Genomic DNA, 7,320 nt, shown 5'->3' on the forward strand with positions numbered 1-7,320 from the left:
CTCGTTCCTCTTTAAAATGTGTACGACAGCTCTTTTCGTCTGTGAAATGAACTCCAAAATCAAATATATTCATAATCAACTGTTTTAATATCAAGTGAATATACGATAATTATTTCATTTTAGGGCTCTTTGCGGATATACAAAAGATTGATGTTTCAAAACGAACCTGTCACGGTCAATTTCGTTATTTTTAAAAATAAGTTCCAACTATAACGTTTGACTTTTTTCCTCTGTTTTAATTGATTTTATAAAAAAAAGATTATTAGCCTCTGTTTTTAACTGCATCACCTAAACTATATGTTCCCACTATTTCACTTTAAGTAATTGTGTAAGCACCTTGATTATCTCTGACAATATTATCATACAACGGAATTTCAATACCAATCAAAGCTTCGAATAGCATAATGATTAAAAATAATGAAACGAATCCACCATATCTTGAAACCCAATTGCGATCGCTTTCCAAAAGAATTTCAAATTTTTTATTTTCCATTTTTATTTATTTAATTCAAGTTGATCTTTGACAAGATTAAAGTAATAGTTCTTCTCAGAGACTAATTCTTTATGTGTTCCAACCTCTACAAACTTTTTATGAATTTAAGTTCTACAATTTGATCGGCATTTTTTACAGTGCTAATACGGTGAGCAATAATTATAGCTGTTTTGGATTTCATAAATGCATTGATATTATCCATTATAATTCGCTCGTTTTCAGCATCTAAAGGACTAGTGGCTTCATCAAAAAAAATAAACTCTGATTTTTGTAAACAGTCCGAGCAATTAAAATTCGTTGTTTTTGACCACCACTTATACCATTACCTGAAGCTCCAATTCTAGTCTTTAAACCGTTTGGCAGCTCTTCTAAAAATTCGGTCAGATTTGCTGTTTCAATTGCATACTTTAAGAGTTCTTGGTCTATTTTTTCGACACCTGCTGCTATATTTCGTTCTAAACGATCTGAAAAAATATATCCTTCTTGCATTACGGCACCAATTCTTTTTCTCCAATTTTTTGCAGAATTGGTCGATAACGCTGATCCATCAACATAAATATTACCTGCTCTTGGTTCATAAAATTTCAATAGTAATTTCATAAGTGTTGTTTTTCCGCTTCCACTAGCACCGACAATTGCCGTGGTTTTACCTTTAGGTATAAATAAGTTAAGATTTTTTAAAACATTTTTGAGTTCAGAACCGTCATAATTAAAGGATAAGTTTTTTAACCTTATGCCACTATTTATGCTTTTTAAAAGCTGCAAATTGTATAATGTCTTATCAACGCATTGTTCTTGCTCTTGCTCTTCCTCTTCCTCTCTCTGTAGATCCACCTCACTTAATCTATCCAGGCTAATTCGTGCATCGTGGAAAGATCTGATAAAGCCAATGAGCTAGTTGAGTAGAGAATTCATTTGCCTTATAATGTATGTGATACTCAACATTGCTCCCAAAGTTATATTTCCAAGAATAACTTCTTTAGCAGTAAAATAAGTAACAAGTATGTACTCAAAATGATTAATGAAAGATTAGCCAACAGTTTGATATTGATCTAAAGCCAAAATTCTTGTACTTATCTTAAATAGCTTAATTTGAATATCCTCCCATTCATTTCGTTTATATACTTCAAAATTATTGAGTTTAATTTCCTGCATACCATTGATTAATTATAAATAGCATCTTGATTTAGTGCTCTTCTTTGAAACCTAATATAGTCCAATATTCTTCTTTTTCTTTGAAATAGAAAGATCCAAAAAATAGATATAGCCGTTAAAACTTAAAAACACTAAGAATTTTCAAGTTATAAATAACAAGAACTATTAAAAAAACCAATAAATTAATCAAAGAAAATAGATTTAATTGACTTTGAGCAATATCTTTACAGTAAGATTGAGGTCAGATATCGGCAAATGATATGAGAGTAAATGGTAGCTATTCGGTTAGTATTTAACACATTCAACGCGAAGGACCCAATAAAACCAAGGCTTGGCGACATGGGTTTGAATCCCTTCGCGGTCACAGTTTTATTTAAAACGCTTTAAACTAAATGTTTAAAGCGTTTTTTTGCTTTACCTTGATTTTTAATTTTTTGTTTCAACTGGTTTATGTTGAATGCGTTGTAGGTTTGAACTATTTAAAACTACGAGTTGATAAACTATACTGTTTTTCGAAATCGATTGTAAAAATGATTTCTGAAAACTTACGTTATCACGAAAATGGTCTATCTCGTCCTTTATAGTGGAAAATATTTAACATAAATAACTCTATAATGGAAAATATTTATCAATTTTGTGCATTCAAGCATTTATAATGGAAAAAAACGGTCAATTACACCTTCAAGAAATTATTTATGGGTCTGCAGATTCTACAATTTCTAGGCAGATATCAAAACTAGAGAAAGAAGGTAAAATTAGAAAGATTGCTTCAAGAATCTACACCTCTAATTTTGAAGATACTCCAGAAAATATAATTCAACGAAATATATTTCCAATTTTAGGTAATCAATATCCAGGTGCTGTGTTAAGTCATCGGTCTGCTTTTGAGTTTGAGCCTACTTCTTCTGGGCAAGTTTTTGTAACCTACAAATACACAAAGAAAATTAAGTTGCCTGGCATCACTATACGTTTTATGGATGGATGGGCAGCGACTGATGGAGATACATCATTTTCCGGCGAATTAATGGTGTCTCAACGAGAACGCGCATTATTAGAAAATCTTCAAGTATCAAGGCAAGTTGGGGCAGATTCTAAGACATTAACCTATCCACAGATTGAGGAAAAGCTAGAAAAAATAATTAGAGTAAATGGCGAGAAAGAACTCAATTTAGTACGAGATAGAGCTAGAGAAATTTCAGAAGAAATAGGAATGCAAAAAGAGTTTGAAAAGCTCAATAAAATAATACGTGCTTTACTTGCAACGCATCCATCAAGTGCTCTAAAATCTTCCGTCGCAGCTGCTAGAGCTCAAGGTTTGCCTTTTGATCCAGCACGAATGCAATTATTTGAAACATTATTCAGAGCGCTAAAACAAGAAGAGTTTAAATACCGAGAAGAACAAAATACAACCACGAGTGCTTATCGAAATTTTGCTTTTTATGAAAGTTACTTTTCAAATTACATAGAAGGAACTGTATTTGAACTTGATATTGCTAAACAAATTATAGCAACCCAACAACCTTTACCCGCACGTAACGAAGATTCTCACGATGTATTAGGAACGTACCAACTAGCATCGAGCAAACAAGAAATGAAAATAGTCCCGTATTCTGGAGAGAACTTTTTGGATATTCTTCAATACCGTCACGCTATTTTATTCAGTGCGCGAGAAGATAAAAAGCCAGGTAAATTTAAAGACAAGAACAACCAAGCCGGAAATACATCTTTTGTAGATATGGAATTGGTTAAGGGAACATTGCTACAAAGTTTCAACTTTTATAATGCACTTGTTCATCCATTTGCAAAGGCTGCGTATATCATGTTTGTTATAAGTGAAGTACACCCTTTTTTAGATGGTAATGGCAGAATGGCGCGTATAATGATGAATGCAGAATTGTCTAGCGCAGGTCAAACCAAAATAATTATTCCAACGGTTTATCGTGAAGATTATCTAGGTGGTTTAAGAAGATTAACAAGACAAAACGACCCATCAGTATACATACGAATGTTAGAACGTGCTCAAGCTTTTAGTCATACACTTCAAGGCGTTGATATGGAAGCTATCGAAAATGTGTTACGTCAAAGTGAAGCATTTAAGGAGGGTAATGAAGGAGTTTTGAAGATAATTGCAGGATAAATATATATTTGGAGCTTTTAAATTTGCCGAAATAACAGCTATAAATTTGTATGAATTGACATTGAATGTTGCAAAAAATTTAAGACAGAAAAGACCGTAAGTATTAGCTATTAGTTATCAAGACTAGGATCTGTATTTGTTTTTTCTATTCTTATAAACTTAGCACCTCAACCTAATCAGGTTCTGATAAACAAAAGTAAGGAGTTGCCACTATTACTGTAATTATATTAAGGAACCCTAAAATCTTTAAACCTCATAATTCTAATACCATTTTATTTAGAGCGTATTAACTCAATATCATCCTTCAAAAAGTTTGAACTCTGTCCAGTCGAGGTCACGAATAAATGGAAATGGTCAAAAATAATCCGAGCTTGCTCGAAGATTGTTTTTGACCATTTCCATTTTCAAAGCGGAGCTTTGAGGGATGCGCGCAGCGACTCCCTTTCGTGAGATTGATGGTTTTCTGTATTTCGAAAGCTAGGCAAGGAGCTTGCTCCAAGAATGTTTTTGACCATTTCCATTTTCAAAGCGGAGCTTTAGGGGATGCGCGCAGCGACTCCCTTTCGTGAGATTGATGGTTTTCTGTATTTCGAAAGCTAGGCAAGGAGCTTGCTCCAAGAATGTTTTTGACCATTTCCATTTTCAAAGCGGAGCTTTAGGGGATGCGCGCAGCGACTCCCTTTCGTGAGATTGATGGTTTTCTGTATTTCGAAAGCTAGGCAAGGAGCTTGCTCGAAGATTGTTTTTGACCATTTCCATTTTCAAAGCGGAGCTTTGAGGGATGCGCGCAGCGACTCCCTTTCGTGAGATTAGATGTCTGGCTGTAATTTTTAAAGCCAGGCAAGGAGCTTGCTCGAAGATTGTTTTTGACCATTTCCATTTTCAAGGCGGAGCTTTAGGGGATGCGCGCAGCGACTCCCTTCGCGGTCACTTTTACCATTTATAGATGGTATCAAAACCAAGCAAATTTTAAGATTTGCTTGGTTTTTAGGTCTTATGGATTTAATCAATAACCTCGGGGCAAGCCCACAAGGTATGAATTGAAAGATGTTCTTTGTATTTCGATGTAAGCATCGGGGAATAAACCCCTCTTGAATTTCACAAGCCTTATTATTTGATCACATACACTTTCTTGTCAATGCCAACTCCTTTAATTGTTAATGATGTCCATTGTTTTGGTAAAATTGCTCCTTTTTGAATGATGCCATCCTCAGTTAAATGCAAACCTCCAAAGCCGAATAAAACAGTTTGCAACATGCCCCCAGCACCTGTGGCGAAATAGGGATCGTGACCAGTGGCGGTTTCAGATAGTGCGCCAAAAGGAGGCCTTTTGTTGGGTTCGTAACTTTCTTTGAACAATCTGAAAGCGTTGTCTGCATCCCCTAATCTGGCATAGATGATGGCAAATACCGATTTACCCATAGCTGGTCCTTCCTCTGCAAGTTTCGGCTCGTAATATTTCAAATCCTTTAAAATGGTTGCCTCATCAGAAATGATATCTAAAGGAAAGGTCAACAAATTGACATCTGCCTGCTTGATGCGTTCGCCCTTATAATTGCTATGCTCCATGGTTGTGCCATCGGGAAACTTATGGATTCTTATCTTGCTTGCAACTTCAGCCCATAACGGATTTGCTGCTAACCCCAGTTCTTTTGCCGATTTTTCTGCGTAGTTAAGGGCAGTAATAGCGGCTCCATTTGTAAAGGCGTTGTCATCTACATTGGGCGCGAATTCATTGGCACCCACCACGTTTTTAATAGAATAAGATCCATCTGCATTAAGTGTTGCTCTACTTACCCAGTAATCAGCGACTTCCTTTAGCATGGGGTAGCCTCGCTCTTTGAGCCATGATTTGTCTTTGGTCACCAGGTAATAGTTCCAGAACGCTATGGCAACATCTGCGGTGATGTGGTGCTCAAAGGTGCCGGTCAAGGCCCAAGCTGGCGTTGCTTCCTCTCCGGTGTCGTCGCTCTCCCAAGGAAACATGGCGCCTTTATAGCCAAAATTAATGGCTTTTTGTTTGGCCTTGTCCAATCTGTCTGAACGATAATTGACCAAAGATCTTGCAATGTCCTGATTCAACACCAATAACGGAGGAAACATCCACAACTCAGTATCCCAAAAAATATGGCCATTGTAATTTTGTGATGACAAACCCATTGGGGCAATGCTTAAATTGGAATCGCCTCGGGCAAACGCATACAAATGGTAAAGTGCCAAACGCACATCCAATTGCGATTGTAAGTCGCCCTCTATAATAATATCACCCTCCCAGAGCTGCTTCCACATCTCTGTATGTTGGTTGATCAAATCGTTTCTGGGGGTAAGCAAATTAAAAATGACAAAGCGTTCAGACTCCGATTGTGGGTCGTTGAAATCTTGTGTGGTGCATTGTGCGGCTGTCCATGCAAAATCCAAGCTTGTCCCTTTTTTGACCGTTTCAACAAAAGATAACTGGTTGTTGTATTCTGAAATTTTTTCATGTACCAAGGTTGGTCTTTGGTGCTCATCGCCACTATTTAGTTGGTGCCAAACAAATGTAGCCGACGTGCCGACCACGTGCCTGCCTAACCTGCTTTTAGCAACCGTTTGAAGAATGGGCATGGTCACTTCATTGTCTTTCAAAACACGATAGGTACTCAATGGTTCAAGGTATTCTTCAGGGGTTTCTATGCTGCCAGTCACCTTAACGGAAATGTCTTTTTTTGCAGTGATGTTAAAATCGAAATATCCCGAATAAGGCACATTCCTCAATGCATAAATTTTATAAGATATATCGGCCTTGTCTTTGTATGTGAACGAGGTTTCAAAATAGGCCTCTTTCATATGAAGGGTTTGAGACCAATTTTCAATGTTCTGGGCTGTTAGTTTTTCATTATCTATTTCTATTTCCAAATTCCCAAAATTCATCCCTTTAAGAATACGGCTCACTCCTAAGGGTGATTCCTTGTCATAGACATTGTTCAGAATGATCTGTTCTGTTTTGAAAAGTCTTTCCGAGGGTAAAATCCCGATGCGACCATTTGCCATTGCTACTCCTGTATAATTGCTGCTTGTTGTGGTCTCAATGTTCCAGCCTTCATTTTGTGCATTGATGGAAACGAAGATTAAACATACTAAAAGTGATAGCGCTGTTTTCATTTTATATAAGTATCGGTTAATTACACGAATATCTTTTTTTTCTTTTTAAATACAGGAATAAAGCAGGGTTTTAAGCCGAAATACCGCCGAAAACGATTTAGTAAGAGGTGGATTTATAAATTTCATTCATTATGTCCGATTAAAAATAGTTTAGTCTCATATCTTTTTGGCATAAAGGGTTCACTAGTTTTTTAAAATGACCTCTTGCTTTTTAGAAATAATTTTAAGGAGATAGAGAAACCATTTTTACTTTTAATTATATCTGTTTGGAGTGTCTACATTTGCTGTGACGAATTTATCTAGTCCGAAAACTATAACTTTGTATTATGAGAAGAAATTTCGACAATGAATTTAAAACAACTGTGGTAGAATTGCTGCAGGCAGGTAAAAGTGT

4 protein-coding genes are annotated in these 7,320 nt (G+C 36.1%); 1 reads left to right on the top strand and 3 read right to left on the bottom strand.

Annotated elements, in window-relative coordinates; translation table 11 throughout:
- Nucleotides 1-316: 316 nt before the first annotated feature.
- A complete protein-coding gene (locus ESY88_RS21255) occupies nucleotides 317-493 on the bottom strand; it encodes a hypothetical protein (RefSeq protein WP_189702678.1) in 177 nt (58 codons plus the stop codon).
- A 225-nt stretch (nucleotides 494-718) separates the two neighbouring features.
- Nucleotides 719-1,327 (bottom strand): ATP-binding cassette domain-containing protein, encoded by a 609-nt coding sequence (locus tag ESY88_RS21580; protein ID WP_223270911.1) that lies wholly within the window; start codon nucleotides 1,325-1,327, stop codon nucleotides 719-721.
- A gap of 976 nt (nucleotides 1,328-2,303) precedes the next feature.
- On the opposite strand from ESY88_RS21580, the gene ESY88_RS19980 reads away from it, so the two are divergent.
- Nucleotides 2,304-3,785, top strand: a complete 1,482-nt coding sequence (locus ESY88_RS19980) for a Fic family protein (protein ID WP_147088450.1) — start codon at nucleotides 2,304-2,306, stop codon at nucleotides 3,783-3,785.
- Nucleotides 3,786-4,895: 1,110 nt separating this feature from the next.
- Here ESY88_RS19980 and ESY88_RS19985 read toward each other — a convergent pair.
- Complete coding sequence (locus ESY88_RS19985; protein WP_147088451.1) at nucleotides 4,896-6,926, bottom strand: glycosyl hydrolase family 95 catalytic domain-containing protein; 2,031 nt, start codon at nucleotides 6,924-6,926, stop codon at nucleotides 4,896-4,898.
- Between the last annotated feature and the right edge of the window lie 394 nt (nucleotides 6,927-7,320).

It is taken from the genome of Subsaximicrobium wynnwilliamsii, assembly GCF_007997225.1.
Lineage (GTDB): Bacteria > Bacteroidota > Bacteroidia > Flavobacteriales > Flavobacteriaceae > Psychroserpens > Psychroserpens wynnwilliamsii.

What these genes read in the sequence shown, in the direction of transcription:
- ESY88_RS21255 (WP_189702678.1), bottom strand. Translation starts at nt 493, where the DNA reads ATGGAAAATAAAAAATTTGAAATTCTTTTGGAAAGCGATCGCAATTGG.
- ESY88_RS19980 (WP_147088450.1), top strand. Translation starts at nt 2,304, where the DNA reads ATGGAAAAAAACGGTCAATTACACCTTCAAGAAATTATTTATGGGTCT.
- ESY88_RS19985 (WP_147088451.1), bottom strand. Translation starts at nt 6,926, where the DNA reads ATGAAAACAGCGCTATCACTTTTAGTATGTTTAATCTTCGTTTCCATC.